Origin of the sequence: Nostoc cf. commune SO-36 (genome assembly GCF_023734775.1) — a bacterium.
Taxonomy (GTDB): domain Bacteria; phylum Cyanobacteriota; class Cyanobacteriia; order Cyanobacteriales; family Nostocaceae; genus Nostoc; species Nostoc commune_A.
In genome coordinates, this window is sequence record NZ_AP025732.1 from 6,326,006 (window position 1) to 6,346,116 (window position 20,111).

Consider the following 20,111-nt stretch of genomic DNA (forward strand, 5'->3'; position numbering starts at 1 on the left):
ATGAAATTGCCGAGAACGACTTTAATTCTGATACTCCTAGCGCTGGGTTTAGGTGGTTTTGTTTACTTTTATGAAATTCGAGGTGCAACTCAGCGAGAAGAAATCAAGGAGCAAAAACAGAAAATTTTCTCTTTTACAGAAGATGATGTGCAGTCTTTAACTGTTAAGACAAGAAAGCTCACCCTGAATCTGGAACGTAACCCTGAATCTAGTAGTAACCCCAAGTGGTTAATCAAATCTCCGATATCGGGCCCAGCAAATGATGCTATTGTTTCTTATTTAATGGATTTGTTAGTCAAGGGTAATAGCGATCGCACTCTCTCAACTCCACCAAAAGACCTTAAAGAATTTGCCTTAGATCAACCCCAAGCAACTATTAATATTACCCTGAAAAACCGACAAAGCCATCAGTTGATTTTGGGTAAATCTAACTTTAACGGTCGTTTCTTATATGCTCAAGCTGACCCGGCTACAAAACCCGATGGAAATATAAACGTGCTGTTGGTATCTACAGATTTTGCCAATGCCGTGAATCGGGAATTATCAGAGTGGAAACAACCTGTAGATAATAGTCAAAAACTTCCTCCGCTCACAATTCCTAACCCAACTCCGACAAACAGGAAATAATTAAAAAATCTGGCGATATTATGACAAATCCGACAGCAACATTGCTGATTTCTTGCCCCGATCAACGGGGGCTGGTGGCGAAATTTGCTAATTTCATCTATTCTAATGGTGGTAATATTATCCATGCAGATCAGCATACAGATTTTGCTGCTGGGTTATTCCTTACCCGGATTGAATGGCAGTTAGAGGGGTTCAATTTGCCGCGAGAGTTTATTGCACCTGCATTTAATGCCATTGCTCAACCTTTAGGTGCTAAGTGGGAAATACGTTTTTCTGATACAGTACCACGTATTGCTATTTGGGTAAGTCGCCAAGACCATTGTCTATTTGATTTAATTTGGCGACAACGTGCTAAAGAATTTATTGCTGAAATTCCCTTTAATTATTAGCAACCATTCTAATTTAAAGGTAGTTGCAGAGCAATTTAATATTGACTTCCAGCACATTACCATCAATAAAGATAATAAAGCAGAACAAGAAACCCAACAATTAGAATTATTACGCAAGTACAAAATAGATTTAGTTGTATTGGCGAAATATATGCAAATTGTTAGTGCAGATTTTATTAGTCAATTTCCACAAATTATTAATATACATCATTCATTTTTACCAGCTTTTATCGGCGCAAATCCCTATCACCGAGCTTTTGAACGTGGTGTGAAAATTATTGGTGCAACTGCTCATTACGCCACGGCTGATTTAGATGCAGGCCCAATTATTGAACAGGATGTAGTACGAGTTAGTCACCGTGACGAAGTTGATGATTTGGTGCGAAAAGGCAAAGATTTGGAAAGAGTTGTATTAGCAAGAGCGGTGCGATCGCACTTGCAAAATCGTGTATTGGTATATGGTAATAGAACAGTAGTCTTTGAATGATTTTGTATTCAAACGAATGTAATTTGTAACTATACAAACAAAGTCCGCATAGGCGCAATAGGTTCAGATTAGGCTCCCCCTGGTTTTTAAGGGGAGCCAGCGCGGTAACAAGGGGAAGAATCTGACTTTCAGCAAATTGATATTAAAAAAAATGCAGATATGGCAATAATTAATATTTTTCTGGATACTTACTAATTATTTTTAATTTTCTAACTATTCGGCACAAAAAATATCAATTTATATTCCTAACTATGTAGGTAGAACTTTACCAATTACATCAATCCTCAGAAGTAAACATATTTATATCTTAAGGATGTTTTTTGGATAATTTACTATTTTTTAATATTCAATTAAAACTTTGTTAACCTTCTGCTTTTTAATTTGAGTTATAGAAAAAAGGTATAGATAGTTTTTGCAGTAAATTTTTATGTAAATGCTCAAACCAACAATAATTTCAGGATTGCTTATTGATCAGATACAACCTATTCCCGAAACAAGTTCAACAATTAGTCTGTTACTTTTGGGAATTGTAGGAGCATTTTCTGCGTTCAAGCATATCCAAAAATCGCGCTATTAGTTCAGGTAAAACAATTAGGTTTGCGTTTGAATAATCAACCCTTAACCTAATTGCAAATAAGCATTAAAGTTGCGCTGTTACACTTCGTTATGATTCCAACGCGATAATAATGAAAATATATGCAAAACCTCAATATTGAGCGCTTGCTATCAAGTCGGCTGAGACGGCGACAAGTTTTGATTGGGACTGGAGCCTTAACTGGTTTTGCGATCGCTAATCAATTCTCTAACAAAGTTCTTGCCCAACCCAAATTCTCTAATTATCCCTTTAGTCTGGGTGTGGCTTCTGGTGAACCACTTCCAGATAATGTAGTGCTGTGGACGCGTTTAGCCCCCGATCCACTCAATGGCGGTGGGATGCCACCATATAATGTTCCAGTGCAATGGCAGGTTGCTACCGACGAAAAGATGCAGCAAGTTGTCCGCAGTGGCACACAGATGGCTACCCCAGAATTTGGACACTCTGTCCATGTAGAAGTGCAGGGACTAAAACCCGCCCGTTGGTATTGGTATCAATTTAGGGTAGGTAATGAAGTCAGTCCTATTGGGCGGACTCGTACTGCTCCTAACCCGCGCGATCGCGTTGAGCGCTTCCGCTTCGCCTTCGCTTCCTGTCAAAACTGGGAGCAAGGATACTTCGCCGCCTACAAAAACATGGCTCAAGAAGATTTAGATTTGGTGGTTCACCTCGGTGATTACATTTACGAGGGAGCGCCGAGAGCCAATGCACTCCGACCTCATGAAGGTAATGGAGAGCCAGTCACACTGGAGGAGTATCGCAACCGTCACGCCCAATATAGAAGTGACCCCAGCCTGCAACAGACTCATGCTGCATTTCCTTGGATAGTCACTTGGGACGACCACGAAGTTGATAATAATTGGGCGGATGAAATCCCTCAAGACCCCGAAGTACAATCACGCCAAGCTTTTCTAGCTCGTCGTGCTGCTGCTTTCCAAGTATACTACGAACACATGCCACTGCGGGATTTTTCAAAACCTAGAGGCATTGATATGCAGCTGTATCGACGCTTAAACTTCGGTAACTTGGTTGAATTTAATGTTCTCGATACTCGCCAATATCGTAGCGACCAACCTTGTAACGACACTATTGAACCACGCTGTGCAGAAGCTTTTGATCCAAATGCCACTATGACTGGTACTGAACAAGAGCAGTGGTTGTTCCGCAATCTAGAGCGCTCTGGGGCACGCTGGAATGTTCTTGCTCAACAGGTTGTCTTTACCCAGCACGACTGGACAGCAGGCCCTGAGACTGCCTTTAATATTGATGCTTGGGACGGTTATGTAGCTGCCCGCAGCCGTATTCTCAACTTCCTTGCTCAACGTCAGCCAGCCAACCCAGTTGTCCTTACTGGTGACACACACTCTAGTTGGGTAAGTGACCTGAAAGCTGATTACAATAACCCTAACTCTGCTACAGTCGGTACTGAATTTGTTGGCACATCGATTACTTCAGGCTTTGGCGCTAGTGACCGAATTGAGAAGGCTTTACCAGAAAGTCCGTGGATAAAGTATTTTAATGGTAGACAACGCGGTTATGTTGTTTGTGACCTCAATCATGAGCGTTGGCGTAGTGACTATCGACTACTAGCTCCATCCCCAGAGACTGGGCCGACTGTGCCTAACCCAAATGCCCCAATCATATCAACAGTCTCGTTTGAGTTGCCGAATCAGGGAAAAGTAGAGCGGGTTCAATAGGTTCAAGGCTTTTTTAGATCAGGCTGGCTCCACTTGCCAGCCTTTGATGCGATGCCTACGGTGGTAACAGAGTTTGCCGTAAAAGCTACGCTTAGGGCGCGTAGCTGTTTTAATTAGCTGAAACTAACTCTGTCTCATCTTTCGATTCATCTCTGATTTTAAAGTAGTAATAAAGATTACCAACAGTTAGGTCTGATGCCTGTTGTAAATTAGATGTAACTAATGTTTTATAACCAGTAATTCCAGCTTGTTCACTAATATAAAATTCGTACTCTCGACGTAGTTCAGGCTCAAAGAGAAATAACAGCTGGTCACGAAGCGAATAGAAATGAGACTTTTCGGCTAAACTCTCATAGACTAATTGTTCTGGCGGTTCTGCTAAGTTGATTGTAGAGTTGTAAGTATCTGAACTATTAAAATCAGCGCTACTTAAAAGCTTTAATTCTGATGAAGAAAGCGATCGCATCCAATCAACATGATTTTGCCACGAATCCAATACTGCTAAATCGTGATTTTTAATGCGGATAATTTCGGGAAAGAGAAAATCAAGCTCATCATGTGAGTCGCAGCGATTAATCACAGTGAGAGCATCTTGACAGATTTTATCTTGGAGTAGGATGAGGCGATCGCTCACTGCTGAAACCTCATTCTGCACTTGATAAGTTGCAACAATCGCCTGTTCTATTGCCCAAGCACATTCAAGTCTGCGTAGTTGACCTGCTGCACAAGTTTCTTCTAATAGATGCGGATTGCTGTAATCTGCTAAAGCCGCAAATAACATTCCCCTCACGCCATCAATCTCAGCGTTTCTCCGGCTGAAATCTTGCAATTGCATCGCTGAACGGAAGCGGTTAATCGCCTGGATAAACACTCCATACGCCCTCACTAAAGCCGTGCGATGTTGTTCAAATTTGATATCTTGGGCTACTTGCTCGATTATTTGTCTAATTTCTACTCCTTGGTCTTTTAAGGCTTGTTTCAAGTCAATAAAGCCGTTTTTAACTTCCAGCCTCATTTGCTCTACTTCTTTTCTTAGTTTCATTGTTTGGTGCAGATTGACTGCTGTTAATGCTACACCTGCGATTGTTCCCACACCAATCAAGGCTGTAGTTGCTTGCAGCACACCCAAGCTAGTCTGTATAGTTTGCAATCCATTCAGTACTGCTGTAAAGCCTTGCTGAGTTTGATACATTTGCGCCCCACTCGTGACTAGATTAGAAACTGCTATCAGTGGAGATAAAGGGCTGTTGTTGACTGTAGCACCAATAGCATGGCCTACAAATTGTCCGGTAACTGTATCTCTAGCTATGCTCAAGGGTACTCCATTGCTAAAGACTTGTAGATATTTCCCAGCATCAATACCGGCTTGAATTGCAGACGGAAATTGGAACAGCATATTTTTAGGTTGCTAAAAGCTAATTTTCTTGAGCCTAACTGGTATAAAAAAGTAAACATAACCGTATTTATTCGGTATATTAATAAATTTTGTCTAAATCTGGGCATACTAAGCCTGAAAACTTATTGCCTTACATAGTTTATGGATACTTCACTAGTTAACTCTCAGAGTGTTGAGCTATTGTCGCAGATTACCGGGCAAAAACTGACTCAAAAGAATCTCACACCACCTGTGATATTTCTGGCAAATTTAGTTACGGTGCTGCTGGGGGTGATATTTGTAGATGGCACAGTCGCAGAGTCAGAAAAGCAACGTTTACTGACAACCCTTTATCGATTTAGTATTCCAGAAAGTGATGTGCGTAAGTTGACACATTTGATGATTAAAGGAGTCAAAGAAAATCAAGTTTATAAGCAAGTTAATAATTTACTAGCATTGGCGGCTCCACTTTCAGAGTCAGAAAAGCTTTTGTTGATTAGCTTTGGCTATGAAATCTCATCTGCTGATGGCGAAATTGATTCACGCGAGAAAAAGTATTTGGAGATAGTCGCCAAGCACTTAGGCATTAAACCACAACATTTAGTAGTTTTAGAGGCTGGTTTTACTCATCAAACAAATGTGGAGCCTATTGCTTTAGATGAAGTACATTTTTTACTCAGCCCTGCTCGTTTTCAAGAACTGGATACTATATTTGTTAAGGTTGCAAGTGATATGTTAGCCGCTCTACCTACTAAAGCAAAACACAAAATAACTAAACCACACAGAAATATATCTTACGGAGAATTGAAAAAGTTTCAAGAATATCGTAAACAATTAGACAATTGTTGTTATCAGCTATTTCAGATAATTCAAGACTGTAGCAATCGTGGGTTATTGCCTCACACTTTGATAAAGGAAGTAGAGGAAATATCTCAAAAAGCAAAATCTCAGCAGTTTAGGTTAGCAGTTTTAGGCGAGTTTAGCCAAGGAAAATCAACCTTACTTAATGCCTTACTAGGTGAAGAAATTCAACCTGTGAGAGAGATTCCTTGTAGTGGTATGGTAACAGTTTTAAAATATGGAACCCAAAAGCGGGTAGTCTGTCGTTATAAAGATGGACGGGAAGAAGAAATTCCTTTTGAGCAATATCAACTAAAGGCAACAATTTCAGAAGATGCAGCACTTGGATGTCTGAGTGATGAACTAGCACATAATGAAATTGATGAAATCGTTTTTGAGCATCCTGATTTAGAGTTATGTAGTAGTGGGGTAGAAATTGTAGATTCTCCAGGATTAAACGAACACCCTGAACGCACCGCCATTACTCAAAAACTACTGAAGGATACGGATGCAGTGATATTCCTAACTAATGCCTTACGTCCTCTAACTCAGGTAGAATGCGACTTACTCCAGGATGTGAGAACTCAACTAAATCATGGTAATAAAAATCAACCTGCTAACAATCTTTTTGTAGTAGGAAATTTTATAGATTTAGTGCGTAGCGAAAAGGGACGTGAGCAAGTGCAACAGAGGATCGAAAGAATTGTACAAGGTCAAAAGCCTATAGTTGCAGGTGAAAACCGCGTTCATTTTATTTCTGCTCAAGCTGCACTGGATGCAATTTTGCAGGGAACTGAAGATGACTATTTGAAAGCCTTCCAAAACTTTACCCAGTCTCTTGAGAAGTTTTTGACCTTTGATAGTGGAATAGTAAAAATTAAGCACTCTATTAGTCAAATAAATAGAGTCATCGAAAAAGGTTTAGATGGGCTACATCAATCAGAGGATACTTTAGATGGAAAAATTCAAATTTCTGAATCAGAAAAGCAGAAAATTTTAGAAAAAATAGGAGAAGCCAGTGGGCGCGATGTCAGAATCCATCTATTGGCAGATCAACTTATAGAATTAGTGTTTGAGCAAATTGCTGAATCTTGGGATGAATGGCGTGAAGGATTAAGCGATCGCATAGCTCAAAAGAGCCAATATTGGAATTCTGAACACAATCTGGTTTTGAGCCAAGACAAACTGATTATAGATTATACAAATCAATTTATCAGAGACTTGTCAAAAGAAATAGATGAATGGGGAAATAAGAAACTTAAGGAGGTAATTTTAAAAGAAAATATTAAGTACTTAGACACTAGTATTGCTTATGAACTAGATGCCATTCAAGGCGAATTTAATAGCCTAGACCAGAATATCCAAACAAATTTTAGCGAACAGCTTAAACTGTCTATTGACGGTATAAATGATGACTTTATGGGTATGGGAGGAATTGGTGGTGGTGTTGGGATAGGTACCGCTTTAGCAGCTGGATTAATAGTATTTACAGGGCTTGGATTTATTGCCGTAATTGTTGCAAGTTTAGCTGCTACAATTGCTGGTTCGTTTGGTTTTGGAATGCTAGATTTTGATGGACTAAATGACCAAATAAAAGGAAAAGTTTTTGAATTAGGATTTCAAAAATTTGATGAATCAACGAATAAATTATCGGAGAAGTTAGATGAAATTGTTGGCTCAGTCTTTAATAGCCGAGTTGAGTCAGCCAGTCGAGTCATCGCACAAGCGATCGCACTTTACGAAAATCTCCTAGAACAGCAGGAAAAGGCTCACAACGAAACTCTGGAACAACGTGAGGCTGAAAAGATGTGGATTTACCAAAAGTGCCAAGAACTTGAGCAGGTACAGAATGGGCTGGAAGTAATTCTTAATAAATGCACTATTGTTTAATCGCCTTCTTTACAGGCTTTAATTCTTAACAAGGGCTGCGATCGCAGCCACCAATTTAGTCAGGATCGGCTGGTTTAGCGATATGGAGTTGAAACCCGGCTGTAAAAACCTGTTTTTGTGTGGTTTCTGCGGCGTAAGCACTTAGAGCGATCGCGGGAATTTCTCCACCTAGATCGGCGGGCATTGCTCGTAACTTTTTGATCAAGGTGTAACCGTCAACATCTGGCATACCTAAATCGCTTAACAGCAAATCTGGCTTTGACTCCATAATTGCAGTAAATGCTTCACTGGCAGATGCTGCGATCGTCACGATTGCTCCTTGCTGTTCTAATAGAAAGGCCAGAAACTCACGCGTATCAGCATATCATCTACAACTAACAAACGTATTCCTTCTAATGGAGCATAAAGCATACACGATGGATACGAGCCGTTTGATAGATCGTCATCTTCCCTTGCTAATTCCAGATGTGAAACAGAGGTAGGCTAACTATAAATGTCGCACCTTGTCCTTCTCCTAAGCTCTCTGCCCTAACTGTACCGCCATGTAACTCCACAAGTTGGCGCACAATCGCCAAAACCAAGCCCCAATCCACCGAAAAGTTCGGGTTGTAGTACTATCTGCCTGACGGAAATACTCGAATACGTATGGCATAGAGTCAGGACTAATACCTTTACCAGTGTCACTAACTCTCAGTTGTACCTCAGAATTAATCTGTTCTAAGTAGACTTCGACTTGTCCACCAGATGGGGTGAATTTAATAGCGTTAGAGAGCAGATTCCAAATAATTTGTTGAATACGATTACTATCACCCTTCACCTGTCCAATTCGTGTATCCAAATGGAGATTAACTTGAATAGACTTTGCTTCTGCTGCTAATTGCACTGTTTCTAAGGCAGCTTCAATAGTAAAAATCAGATTAACCGTTTCTAAATTTAGTGCTAGTTTGCCCTGGAGAATACGAGAGATATCCAATAAATCTTCAATCAACTGAGCTTGTAGTTCAGCATTTCGTTGGATTGCATCAAGGGCACGCAAAGTAGTAGCTTCGTTTAATGAGCGATTTTTGAGTAGTTTTGTCCAGCCCAAAATTGGATTAAGAGGAGAACGAAGTTCATGAGAGACAATTGCTAAAAATTCATCTTTGATGCGGTTTGCTGTTTCAGCAGCAACTTTTGCCTGTTGACGTTGTTCTGCTATTGCTAGAGCCTGATCGCGGAGGTTTTTATATTCCTGAACTCGAAAACGTTAAATCTGTCAAATCTTCAATTGAAAACAGAGCATAAAATCTATCTTCATCCAATGCAGATACGGCAGTAACAGTTGTATGTTGAATACGGTATTTATCTTTAGATATAGGTACTGGATAATATATTTATGTAGTTGAGAAGAAAAAATTGTCGGCGGCCCACCTTGAAAAATTTGGTGCAAACGGCTGCGTAACGAGGCTGATTCAGATGAGGAAAATATTCATGAATAGAAGTTCCCAATATCTCACATCTGGGAATTTTTGTCCATTCCTCTAGGCAGGAGTTCCAGAAAATAACAATATAATCTGACTGTAGAACAAAAGCTCCTAAAGGAATTTTATCTAAAAGGCTAAATTTTTCCTGAGCTTGTTCAATTATATTCATTGTCTTCTCAAAATTTTTATATTAATTAGATTATTCCCATTTCGTCCTTCATTGCATTGATTAGCGCATCAAAAGTGCCCACTAGAAAGATTAAAATAATATCTCCGATAATTTCTAAGCGCTCAATTGTGAAACTGGCTTGTGCCAGTAATATTTTTGAATCATTCTCGTATGCAGATAATAATAAATTTTCAAGGTTATCTTCTAAATAAACGGGCAATGTGTAGTTTATATGCTTTTTTAGCACATTACTGAGTGAACCCATTACCCCATTTATGACAATATTACCAATTTCGCTCAACGTGCCAATTTTGACCGCATCTAGGTCAGCCGATGGATCTTCACCTGTAAGCACTGCAATCAATGTTGATGCGCTATCAGTTGGAAAAATTAAGCTAGCAGTGCCATGAAAAGAGCCTGTAAAGCCTAGTTTTACAGAGGACAAAGTCTCATCATGAAATCGTTTTATTAATTCTTGATATACATCGGTAGCACTTAATACTTTAACAACCGGAATTTTCAGACGAATATGAGAGTCTACCATTTCATTAAGTAGACTTGCCGCTCGACCGACTCCAATATTAATTAACTCTTCTAGGGCATTCAGTTCTTCTGTTGTCACATTCATAAAAACTTATTCCTTAATACTAAGAACTTCCTGGACTGCCTTTCGCAATTCACTTTCTTTTGGTGGTTTATTAATAAAGTTAACTGCCCCCAAGTTAAAACTTTGATTGCGTGCCCCTTCTTGGATATCGGCAGAAATGATAATGGTCGGGATTTTTAATTCTTTATCTTGCATAGCTTGCAGAAATTCAAAGCCATTCATATCTGGCATTAGAAGATCCGCTAATACACAATTTGGCTTATAGTTATAAACCATTTCCAATCCCTCACGCCCATTAGTTGCTTCTATAATTTCATAGCCATCGATTTGCAGAAACTTACGGATCATTCTGCGAGAAAAAGCTGCATCATCGATAATCAAAACCATTGCCATCAGTTTTGCCTTTTTGTGCTTTAGCTTAATAATTCTTGATCTGGGTTAATTAGCATATATTATTAATTAGAATGAATTCATTAAATAATAAATCAATATAATTTTACAAATATAAATTAAATGATAGTTTCGGAAAAATTATCAAACTCGCTGAAACTATAATGCTATGCTGTAGAGCTAAAATTATTAATAATAATGAAAATCCAATTTAGTTCAAGCTTTTCTTTCCGAAGTCAATGCAAAACTGTTATGTGGTGGATGTCGGTTATACCAATTTAATGTGAAGTTGCACATATCTTGATCAATATTGTTTGTCTTATAACTATATCATTAAGGGAAATATTATGTCTTCAGCCTGAGAAAAGACAAACATCTTTCTTTAGATAGAGATTGGTGAGGTTTAATATTAAATTAGTATTAAAATAAGATATATAAAAATTTACTTGATTAGCCAATGGAGTTAAATGAAATTGACGATGATATAGAAGCATTTCTCGTTGAAAGCTATGAGAACTTGAATCAAATTGAAGGCGATATTATTGAGCTAGAAAAAGCATCTGGTAATGGAGAAGCATTAGTTCGGATTTATCGCTCACTTCACACACTTAAAGGAAATTGCGGCTTTTTACCGTTTCCTAATTTAGAATCACTTGCTCATGCTGGAGAGAATTTGCTCTCGTGTCTGCGCGATCGCACGATCGCAATCACCCCTGACATTATAAGTACTTTACTACAAACAGTTGACAGCATTCGGCAAATTCTGGCTCAAATTCAAGCTACAAAGCAGGATGGCGATGTCTACGACGGGCTGCGCCTACGCGATTATTCTGCACTGATCGCGACTTTAACGCGATTGTCAGAAACTAAACAGACTCCAAAAGCCTCTCAATTGGCTGTTAATATACAAACGCCACAAAAAGATACAGCAGCTAGTGAGTCTGTTGAAGCTCTCAATCACGAACTCACAGAAATATCAACGACAACATCAGAATCCGCTTATATCCGAGTCAATGTTAATCTGCTAGATCAGATGATGAACCTAGTGGGTGAACTCGTTTTAGCTCGTAATCAGATAATCGGATTTAGTACAAAATTTAAAGATAATGGTTTTGCTGCTACTTGCCAGCACCTGAGCCTACTTACAGCCGAGTTGCAGGAAGGGGTGATGAAAACTCGACTGCAACCAATTAGTTCCATTTGGCAAAAGTTCCCTCGCGTAACCCGCGATTTGGCGATCGCTTCCGGGAAAGAAGTTGAGGTGGAGATGGAGGGGGCAGAGACTGAACTAGACAAAAGTATTATTGAAACAATTAAAGACCCCTTGACGCACTTACTACGCAACTGCATCGATCATGGGATTGAATTACCAGCCGAACGGGTTGCTTGTGGAAAGCCAAGCGTAGGACGGCTATTTCTCAGAGCCTTTCACGAAAGCGGCAAAGTAAATATTGAAATTGGCGATGATGGTCGTGGTTTGAACTTAGAACGCCTCAAAGGGCGATCGCAGCAACTTGGTTTAGTGAGCGCTGTGCAGACTGCAACCATGAGCGAGTCAGAAGCGATGAACTTAATTTTTTTATCCGGCTTCTCGACTGCTGAACAAGTAACTCATCTTTCCGGGCGAGGGGTTGGGATGGATATTGTCAAGAGTAATATTGAGAAGATTAACGGAACGGTTGAAATTCACAGCCAACAGGGACAAGGAACGACCTTCAAAATCAAGATTCCCCTAACACTGGCAATTATTCCAGCATTGATTGTCACCAGTGGAGGCAATTATTATGCCATTCCTCAAGCGAGTTTACAAGAGTTAGTCCGCCTAGAAGCACTCAATAATATTGAGATATTATACGATGTGCCTGTGTATCGCTTGCGGGGTAATCTTGTACCCTTGATTTATCTCAATGAAGTATTCCAACACGATAGTGCCAGCAATTTAGAAACACTCAGTCTGGTAATTGTGCAAGTTGATAATTATCGCTTTGGACTAGTTGTAGACACAATCGAAGACATCCAAGATATTGTAGTTAAACCTTTAGGAAGACAGTTAAAGGCGCTATCCCTAATTTGCAGGAGCTACTGTTTTAGGGGATGGCACAGTGGCATTAATTATTGATGTTGTCGGTCTGGCAAAGCAAACTGGTATAATCGCCAAAAAGCAGTTGTTGAGCGAAAATGCTGTAAATAGCCAAGAGGAAAGTAGACGATCGCCAAACAATTTTACTCTTTGAGGGCCGCCAAGGCGCACGCATGGGCATTCCATTAGCGATCGCATTTCGGCTCGAAGAGATTCTTGCTTCTGCTGTCGAAAAAGTGGCTAATCAGGATGTCTTCCAGTCTTACGGGCAAATTCTGCCACTGATTGATCTTTATCAGATATTTGGCGTTGGCGATCGCTTTAATGATCAGGCTTTGGCGACAGTTGCCGAAACGCTCCAGATAATTATTGTCTCTCCATACTCAGAACTCAGCGTTGGGCTAGTGGTCGATCGCATTCTTGATATTGTGGAAGAACCACTAAGCATTAAAGGTATTCCTAGTAGACCTGGTGTGCTTTTCTGTGCTGTAATTCAAGGACAAATCACAGAAATTCTTGACATTGAGACTGTAATTCGCATGGCTAACCCTCATTTGCTGCAATTAGCAACTCATGGCTGAACAACAAATTTGCACATTTTTCCTCAAAGGAATTTACTTTGGTATTGACGTGCAACACGTTCAAGAAGTGATTCGTCCCCAAGCAACGACTCCTGTACCTTTAGCACCACCAGATATCTGTGGGTTGATTAATTTACGTGGACAAATTATTACTGTCATCGATTTGCAGCGTCGATTAGAGATGAGCGAACCGCAGACACAATCAATTACAAAACTTGTAGATGAACCGCAGGGATTTAATATGATTGTGTGTTCTGAGCATGAAGTAGTCAGTCTAAAGGTCGATTATGTGGGAGATGTTTTAGAGTTTGCACAAAACACCTTTCAACCCCCACCCGCAACGTTAAAAGGTAGAATGCGTCAGATGCTAGCAGGAGCTTACCCCCTCCCAGAGGGATTTCTGTTAGTTCTAGATGCCGAGAAAATTCTAAATGTTAATTTAACAAATCAGATTATCGAATAACTCAGGAGCGCTTTGCAATGACTACAAATCGGGCTGGAAAAACAGCCAATTCTAAATCTCCCTTGGTAGATAGTGCAGATTTGCAACCGACCGATGATAGTGTAATAAAAGTGCAATTGCAAGCGTTATTAATAGCACTTAAAGCTGCAAAAAACGGTGATTTTACTGTCCGTTTAGCTGATGAAAATAATGAGCTGGGTGAAATTGTCTCAGTTTTTAATGAATTGGTGAGTTTAAATCAAAACTTTGCTAACGAAGTTAATCGCTTGGCATCCGAGATTGGTATTCAAGGAAAGCTCGGTTCTCAAGCCGTTGTCAAAGGAGCCGATGGGAGTTGGAAAGAATCGGAGGGCAACTTGAATCAGATGTCTACAAATTTAAAAGAGCAGATAAAAGGTATTAATGAGGTCAGCCTTGCCGTCACTCAAGGAAATTTGTCTAAGCAAATTGAGGCAAGCAATGCAGGAGAGTTTAAACAGCTCACGGATAATGCAAATCAGATGATTAGCAGCCTCAAGTCTTCAATTAGACAGATGACAGAAGTGGCAACAGCAGTCGCCTCTTCCGCAGAAGAACTAACCGCAGTCAGCAAAGAAATGACTGAGAACGCCGAACAAACAGCCAAACAGGCCACTTCTGCGTCTGCCTCTGCTGAAGAGGTAAGTCAGAATACTAATACAGTTATGACTGCTGTGGAAGAGATGAATGCTAGCATTCGAGAAATTGCTAAGACCGTTACCCAAGGAGCAAAGGTCACGACTGAGGCAGTTAAAACGGCTGAGTGCACGAACGAGACAATTAACAAACTCGGTCAAAGCAGCATCGAAATTGGCAAAGTTATTAAAGTCATTACCGCGATCGCAGGGCAAACAAACCTGCTAGCACTCAATGCTACCATTGAGGCGGCTAGAGCCGGGGATGCAGGTAGAGGATTTGCCGTAGTTGCCAACGAGGTGAAAGAATTAGCCAAACAAACGGCAAGTGCGACTGAAGATATAAGCTTGCGAATTGAAGCAATTCAGACAGATACAAAAAGCGCCGTTCAAGCCATCACTCAGATTACTAGTATTATCAATCAAATCAACGACTTCCAAAGCACGATCGCCAGTGCTATTGAGGAACAAACTGCAACCACAAATGAAATTGGCCGAAATATGGCTGAGGCAGCCAAAGGAACATCAGACATTGCTAAAAGTATTGGAATTGTGGCACTAAATACTCAAAGTACGACTACTGGAACCAGCAATACCTTAGAAGCAGCCACAGAACTATCTCGAATGGCAGTAGATTTGCAGAAAGTCGTCAATCAGTTTAAATATTAGTTTTTTGTCCCTAATCTTGAAGAAGAGGCAGGGGGGCAGAGGAGCAGGGGAGAAAAGGAGACAAGGGGAGTTTTTCATACTTGTGAATCCACCTTTTATCTCCGTTAAAAAGTCTTTGAACTGGATCTTGGATCTCTCAAATGTCATTACAATACCGAGATTCCCAGTGCTTGAACAGCTTCTTGCCAAAATGAGAATTGCTGGGGTTTTGAGAACGTATAGAGAAAACTCTGTGATCACAATTTACATTGACCAGAGATATACGGGTTTTTTGAGAATAAAAGAAAAACTTATGATTTGAATTTGAAATTACTTAGCAGATCCATGTAAAGCGATCGCAAATTTGTGCGAGTTTTTAGATAAACTTAAGCACATGGATTTCTTGATGAGCTTATATAAACTTAAGAATATCGTTCAAGGCGAAAGCATAGATGTCTGCCTTCTGTTCGACATCAAATATCAGGTTTGAGCGACCCAGTTTCTCTCCTTGAGACATTCTCCATTCACAGGTGAATTTCTGACAGGTGTTTCCGTCGCAGCGCGCAAGTGCCCGCCACCGCCACAAACATTCGATCAGCATGGAGCGTACACAATGAACAAGTTTGACTCAACTAAAGTGCGGACAAAATTTGACAACACCAGCGAAGGCTGGCTAGTGCAGGTATATAGCGGCGATCGCCGCCTGCTCTGCGTGCTCGACTCGTCTCACGCCTGGACTTTTTTGTTGGGCTGTGGGTTTGGTCTCCTACTGGCGGTGGGGTGGTTTAACCTCGCCAGTTACAGTCCATCCACGACTTATGAACCGTCAACAGCTCCCCCTGAAATGTGGATTGATTAGCTCAGTCATTGCTAGAAGAGTGGTGTCCATGCAACTCTTCCGATTTGGCTGATCCCATACCGTCCTCGGTGCAATATTCGTGTATAGAGAAAATTCTGCGATCGCAATTTACACTGACAAGAGATATACGGGTTTTCTGAAAATAAAAGAAAAACTTATGGTTTGAATTTGAAATTACTTGGCATATTCATGTAAAACGATCGCAAATTTGTGCGAATTTAAGGATCTGACTTAAGTACATAGAATTTTGGGTCTTAATAGATATTGATCTATAGAAGTTACTGTGGTACAGCGACACCTTCCAGCCCCATTCGGAGAGCGGCCATCTTTGAACCCCCTGCGGACAGGTGTTACGCGAACACCTGTCCGCAGGGTTGAAGCGCTGCACCCTTACTTCTTAAAGCTCACTTATCACAATTCTTTTTTAGAGGAGGCAGAAGGAGGTATTCATGGATTTTTTGTCCTCGTTTTTAACGGACTTCGTTAAGCAGTTGCAGTCCCCAACACTCAGCTTCTGATTGGTGGTATGGTCATTGCCGCCCTTGGTAGCGAATTGGTAATTCCAGAGGCGATTACTCAGATCATCGTCTTCATGCTGCTCATGAAAATCGGTCTGACCGGTGGTCAGGCGATCCGCAATTCCAACCTAACGGAGATGGTGTTACCCGTAGCGTTTGCTATGGCATTAGGAATTCTCATTGTATTCATCGCGCGCTATACGTTGGCCAAGCTGCCGAAGGTCAAAACCGTAGATGCGATTGCGACCGGGGGGTTGTTTGGTGCTGTGAGTGGCTCTACTATGGCCGCTGCCCTGACAGTACTGGATGGACAAAAAATACAATACGAGGCATGGGCTGGCGCACTCTATCCCTTCATGGATATCCCAGCGCTCGTAACTGCGATTGTGATAGCCAACATTTATCTCAACAAGAAGAAGCGTAGTGCAGCAGGCGAGTCTTTCAGCAAGCAGGAGTATCTCAGCAAGCAGACCGTTGCAGCAGGCGATTATCCCGATCAGCAAGATTATCCCAGCACCCGGCAGGAGTATCTCAGCAAGCAACAGTCTGCGGATAATCGGGTCAAAATATGGCCGATCGTGAAGGAAAGCCTCCAGGGATCTGCCCTATCGGCAATGTTGCTCGGCATTGCTATTGGCATATTAGCCCAGCCGGAAAGTGTCTATAAAAGCTTCTACGATCCCGCCTTTCGCGGCTTGCTTTCGATCTTGATGCTGGTCATGGGTATGGAGGCTTGGTCAAGACTTGGCGAACTACGTAAGGTGGCTCAGTGGTACGTCGTGTATAGCGTAGTGGCACCGCTGCTGCATGGGTTCATCGCCTTCGGTCTCGGTATGATTGCCCACTACACCACAGGATTCAGCATGGGTGGCGTAGTGGTTCTGGCCGTCATCGCCTCCTCCAGTTCAGACATCTCAGGTCCACCCACGTTGCGAGCCGGGATTCCGTCGGCCAATCCCTCAGCCTACATCGGTGCCTCCACAGCTATCGGTACACCCATTGCGATTGGCGTGGGAATACCCCTCTTCCTCGGGCTTGCCCAGGCGATAGGCGGCGGCTAATCCCAGACGGGTCGCGGTCTGTCAGCGCTCCCTTGACCCGGCAGACCAAGTGACTCAATATATAAGATCAATTACGGTAAGGAGGTAAGCAACATGGCCAAGCCAGCCAAAAAGCTCGTCATCGTCACGGAAAAGATTTTGCTGAAAAAGATCGCCAATATTATCGAAGAATCCGGGGCAACCGGTTATACGGTTCTGGAAACTGGCGGTAAAGGCAGTCGCAACGTGCGCTCGTCGGGACAACCCAACGTTTCTGACACCACGGCGAATATAAAATTCGAGGTGCTCACCCAGGATAGGGATATGGCCGAGAATATTGCGGATCAGGTCGCAGTGAAGTTTTTCCTCGATTTTGCTGGCATGATCTATATTTGTGACGCGGAGGTACTGTACGGGCACAGTTTCTGTGGACCAGACGGCTGCTGAATCGAGACGACACAGACCTAAAAAGCCGGGGCATGACCCCGGTTTTTTGTAGCCGTATTTCTATAAATCATTTTCATATACTGTGTTTGTTAGTTTATAATCTCGGTCAAAGGAAACACTCCCCTTGTCCCCAATCCCTAATGCCCAAAATCCGGGTACTAATTGTCGATGACGCCGTAGTAGTACGAAGTCGAGTAAGTAAAATTTTATCTAGCGATCCAGAACTGGAGGTGGTAGGAGTCGCGGCTAACGGTCGCATTGCTCTTGCCAAAATTCCCTATGTTAATCCCGATGTGATCATCCTGGATATTGAGATGCCGGAGATGAATGGTTTGCAAACCCTAGCCGCTATCCGACAAATATATCCACGCTTACCAGTAATTATGTATAGTACCTCTACACACAGGGGAGCGATCGCAACGCTGGAAGCTCTTTCTTTAGGTGCTTCAGACTATGCCACAAAACCTAGTAACTTAGGAAGTGTAGAGGCAACAAATCAACATATTCGGGATGATTTAATTCCCAAAATTAAGGTATTTGGTGCATTTTTTACACCCAGTGCAATTACCCATCCAGTTGTTTTTCCCGTTCGTAGCAGCTTACACCAGGTGGAGGTTGTGGCAATTGGGGTTTCTACGGGAGGCCCAAATGCTCTGACTGTAGTGCTTAACGAGTTTCCAGCAGATTTATCAGTGCCGATTTTGATTGTGCAACACATGCCGCCAATGTTTACGAAACTACTAGCTAAACAATTAGCTGCCAAGTGTCAAATCCCAATAGATGAAGCGGTTCCTGGACAGATACTAAAACCGGGACACGCCTGGATTGCCCCAGGAGATTTTCATCTAATTGTGCAACGTGACAAAACTGGGGTTAGACTTGCCACCCATCAAGCATCTCCCGAAAATTCTTGTCGTCCTTCAGTCGATGTGCTGTTGCGATCGGTTGCACAGGTTTATGGGGCTGGGGCGATCGCAGTTATCCTCACAGGTATGGGGCAAGATGGGTTACATGGCTGTCAGTGCATACGCGAGGCGGGTGGACAGGTAATTGCACAAGACAAAGCTACTAGCGTCGTGTGGGGAATGCCTAGTTTTGTCGTTAATGCCGGACTTGCTAATAAAATTCTTCCACTTAACCAAATCGCAGATGAAATTATGCATAGAATTCGTTTCCATCAAGTTCCTCCTTCAGACCTGTAATGACACAGATTATGGGTGTAAGCATTACTGATTTTGAGTATCTTCGGGAGTTAGTTCATCATCATTCAGGCGTTGTGTTGTTTGGTGATAAAACCTATTTAGCAGAGTTACATTTGCAGCCAATTATCGAATCGGCAGGATTAGCTTCTATCGCTGATTTGGTTACTTACTTGCGAACTCACCCATTTAATAGTCTTCACGTCCAGACAATCGAGGCGCTGGTCACTAACGAAACCTCATTTTTCCGTGATAGCCACCCTTTTGAAGCACTGAAAAAATACGTACTACCAGAGTTAATTAAACAACGAGAAAGTGAGCGATCGCTCAACATTTGGTGTGCTGCCTGCTCTAATGGACAAGAACCTTATAGCATCGCCATACTAATTAATGAACATTTTCCCATGCTTACCAATTGGTCGGTAAGGCTAATTGCAACTGATTTTTCTACTAAGGTTTTAGCGCGTGCCCGCGAAGGGCATTATAACCAACTTGAAATAAATCGTGGACTCCCTAAAAATATTTGCGATCGCTACTTTCAAAAGCTAGATACTGACTGGCAAATAAAGAAACACATTCGCCAGATGATTGATTTTCGTCAGTTAAATCTTTTAGAATCTTGGTCATCTCTGCCGCAATTTGACGTTATCTTTTTACGGAATGTTTTAATCTACTTTGATGTTGTTACCAAGAAAGCCTTGCTAAAAAAAATCAAGCAGCAATTAAGTCCAGATGGCTACTTGTTTTTGGGTAGTGGTGAAACGACTATCAGCCTAGATGAATCATTCAAGCGGGTTTTATTTGACAAGGCTATCTGCTATCGATTGCACAATCCTGAAGTCAAAATTGCCGATTGAGGTAAAAATTAGCCTACTAAATAAACAAATTTGAAGAAGAATTCAGAAGTCAGAATGGGCTAAACGCCCCGCTACCGCTAACAGGAGTCAGAATAAATCAGTGGGGGATTCAGACTAGGGTGTTGACTCTGTGCCTTTTTAGAAGTTAACAAATCATGCAAAATATGTGTAGTCATTGCGAGTGAAACGAAGCAATCCAGAGACTTTGCGATTGCTTTGTTTCATTCGCAATGACAT

The 20,111-nt window shown here is 41.5% G+C and carries 14 protein-coding genes and 3 pseudogenes; 13 read left to right on the forward strand and 4 right to left on the reverse strand.

All coding sequences use genetic code 11. The features are described from left to right. The 3 genes and pseudogenes from ANSO36C_RS28565 (at position 1) to ANSO36C_RS28575 (ending at position 3,795) form a co-directional block, all read left to right on the forward strand. Positions 1 to 627 carry a DUF4340 domain-containing protein gene (locus tag ANSO36C_RS28565; RefSeq protein WP_251957513.1) on the forward strand — a complete coding sequence of 209 codons (627 nt, stop codon included), beginning with the start codon at positions 1 to 3 and terminating at the stop codon, positions 625 to 627. A gap of 20 nt (positions 628 to 647) precedes the next feature. After that, a pseudogene (gene purU / locus ANSO36C_RS28570) lies at positions 648 to 1,503 on the forward strand (formyltetrahydrofolate deformylase). A 696-nt stretch (positions 1,504 to 2,199) separates the two neighbouring features. Further along, complete coding sequence (locus tag ANSO36C_RS28575) at positions 2,200 to 3,795, forward strand: alkaline phosphatase D family protein (RefSeq protein WP_251957514.1); 1,596 nt, start codon at positions 2,200 to 2,202, stop codon at positions 3,793 to 3,795. Positions 3,796 to 3,904: 109 nt separating this feature from the next. On the opposite strand, the gene ANSO36C_RS28580 is transcribed toward ANSO36C_RS28575, so the two are convergent. Further along, positions 3,905 to 5,191 carry a hypothetical protein gene (locus ANSO36C_RS28580; protein ID WP_251957515.1) on the reverse strand — a complete coding sequence of 429 codons (1,287 nt, stop codon included), beginning with the start codon at positions 5,189 to 5,191 and terminating at the stop codon, positions 3,905 to 3,907. A 141-nt stretch (positions 5,192 to 5,332) separates the two neighbouring features. Between ANSO36C_RS28580 and ANSO36C_RS28585 the strand changes: the two genes are divergently transcribed. Next, positions 5,333 to 7,900 carry a dynamin family protein gene (locus ANSO36C_RS28585; RefSeq protein WP_251957516.1) on the forward strand — a complete coding sequence of 856 codons (2,568 nt, stop codon included), beginning with the start codon at positions 5,333 to 5,335 and terminating at the stop codon, positions 7,898 to 7,900. A gap of 18 nt (positions 7,901 to 7,918) precedes the next feature. On the opposite strand, the pseudogene ANSO36C_RS35205 reads toward ANSO36C_RS28585, so the two are convergent. The 3 genes and pseudogenes from ANSO36C_RS35205 to ANSO36C_RS28610 all read right to left on the reverse strand — a co-directional run bounded on the left by ANSO36C_RS35205 (position 7,919) and on the right by ANSO36C_RS28610 (position 10,532). Then, a pseudogene (locus ANSO36C_RS35205) lies at positions 7,919 to 9,532 on the reverse strand (ATP-binding protein). A 25-nt stretch (positions 9,533 to 9,557) separates the two neighbouring features. Then, complete coding sequence (locus tag ANSO36C_RS28605) at positions 9,558 to 10,160, reverse strand: chemotaxis protein CheX (RefSeq protein WP_251957519.1); 603 nt, start codon at positions 10,158 to 10,160, stop codon at positions 9,558 to 9,560. Between the two features lie 6 nt (positions 10,161 to 10,166). Next, positions 10,167 to 10,532 carry a response regulator gene (locus ANSO36C_RS28610; RefSeq protein ID WP_251957520.1) on the reverse strand — a complete coding sequence of 122 codons (366 nt, stop codon included), beginning with the start codon at positions 10,530 to 10,532 and terminating at the stop codon, positions 10,167 to 10,169. 454 nt (positions 10,533 to 10,986) lie between these two features. Between ANSO36C_RS28610 and ANSO36C_RS28615 the strand changes: the two genes are divergently transcribed. From ANSO36C_RS28615 to ANSO36C_RS28650, 9 genes and pseudogenes are all read left to right on the forward strand, one after another. Then, complete coding sequence (locus tag ANSO36C_RS28615) at positions 10,987 to 12,648, forward strand: chemotaxis protein CheA (protein ID WP_251957521.1); 1,662 nt, start codon at positions 10,987 to 10,989, stop codon at positions 12,646 to 12,648. Then, positions 12,632 to 12,763, forward strand: coding sequence for a hypothetical protein (locus tag ANSO36C_RS34015; RefSeq protein ID WP_267145343.1), 132 nt, complete (start codon positions 12,632 to 12,634; stop codon positions 12,761 to 12,763). The genes ANSO36C_RS28615 and ANSO36C_RS34015 overlap by 17 nt, the downstream gene beginning before the upstream one ends. Before the next feature lie 19 nt (positions 12,764 to 12,782). Further along, positions 12,783 to 13,190: a chemotaxis protein CheW gene (locus ANSO36C_RS28620; protein WP_251957522.1), complete on the forward strand. Its 408-nt coding sequence runs from the start codon at positions 12,783 to 12,785 to the stop codon at positions 13,188 to 13,190. Continuing rightward, positions 13,183 to 13,653 carry a chemotaxis protein CheW gene (locus tag ANSO36C_RS28625; protein WP_251957523.1) on the forward strand — a complete coding sequence of 157 codons (471 nt, stop codon included), beginning with the start codon at positions 13,183 to 13,185 and terminating at the stop codon, positions 13,651 to 13,653. Before ANSO36C_RS28620 ends, ANSO36C_RS28625 begins: the two co-directional genes overlap by 8 nt. A 17-nt stretch (positions 13,654 to 13,670) precedes the next feature. Next, positions 13,671 to 14,975 (forward strand): methyl-accepting chemotaxis protein, encoded by a 1,305-nt coding sequence (locus ANSO36C_RS28630; RefSeq protein ID WP_251957524.1) that lies wholly within the window; start codon positions 13,671 to 13,673, stop codon positions 14,973 to 14,975. Positions 14,976 to 16,262: 1,287 nt separating this feature from the next. Beyond that, positions 16,263 to 17,392 (forward strand): annotated as a pseudogene (locus ANSO36C_RS28635) (sodium-dependent bicarbonate transport family permease). Positions 17,393 to 17,485: 93 nt separating this feature from the next. Next, positions 17,486 to 17,818 carry a P-II family nitrogen regulator gene (locus ANSO36C_RS28640; protein WP_251957525.1) on the forward strand — a complete coding sequence of 111 codons (333 nt, stop codon included), beginning with the start codon at positions 17,486 to 17,488 and terminating at the stop codon, positions 17,816 to 17,818. A 140-nt stretch (positions 17,819 to 17,958) separates the two neighbouring features. Then, entirely contained in the window at positions 17,959 to 19,020 is a 1,062-nt protein-coding gene (locus ANSO36C_RS28645; RefSeq protein WP_251957526.1) for a protein-glutamate methylesterase/protein-glutamine glutaminase, read from the forward strand. Further along, positions 19,020 to 19,874, forward strand: coding sequence for a CheR family methyltransferase (locus ANSO36C_RS28650; RefSeq protein WP_251957527.1), 855 nt, complete (start codon positions 19,020 to 19,022; stop codon positions 19,872 to 19,874). Before ANSO36C_RS28645 ends, ANSO36C_RS28650 begins: the two co-directional genes overlap by 1 nt. Positions 19,875 to 20,111: the final 237 nt, after the last annotated feature.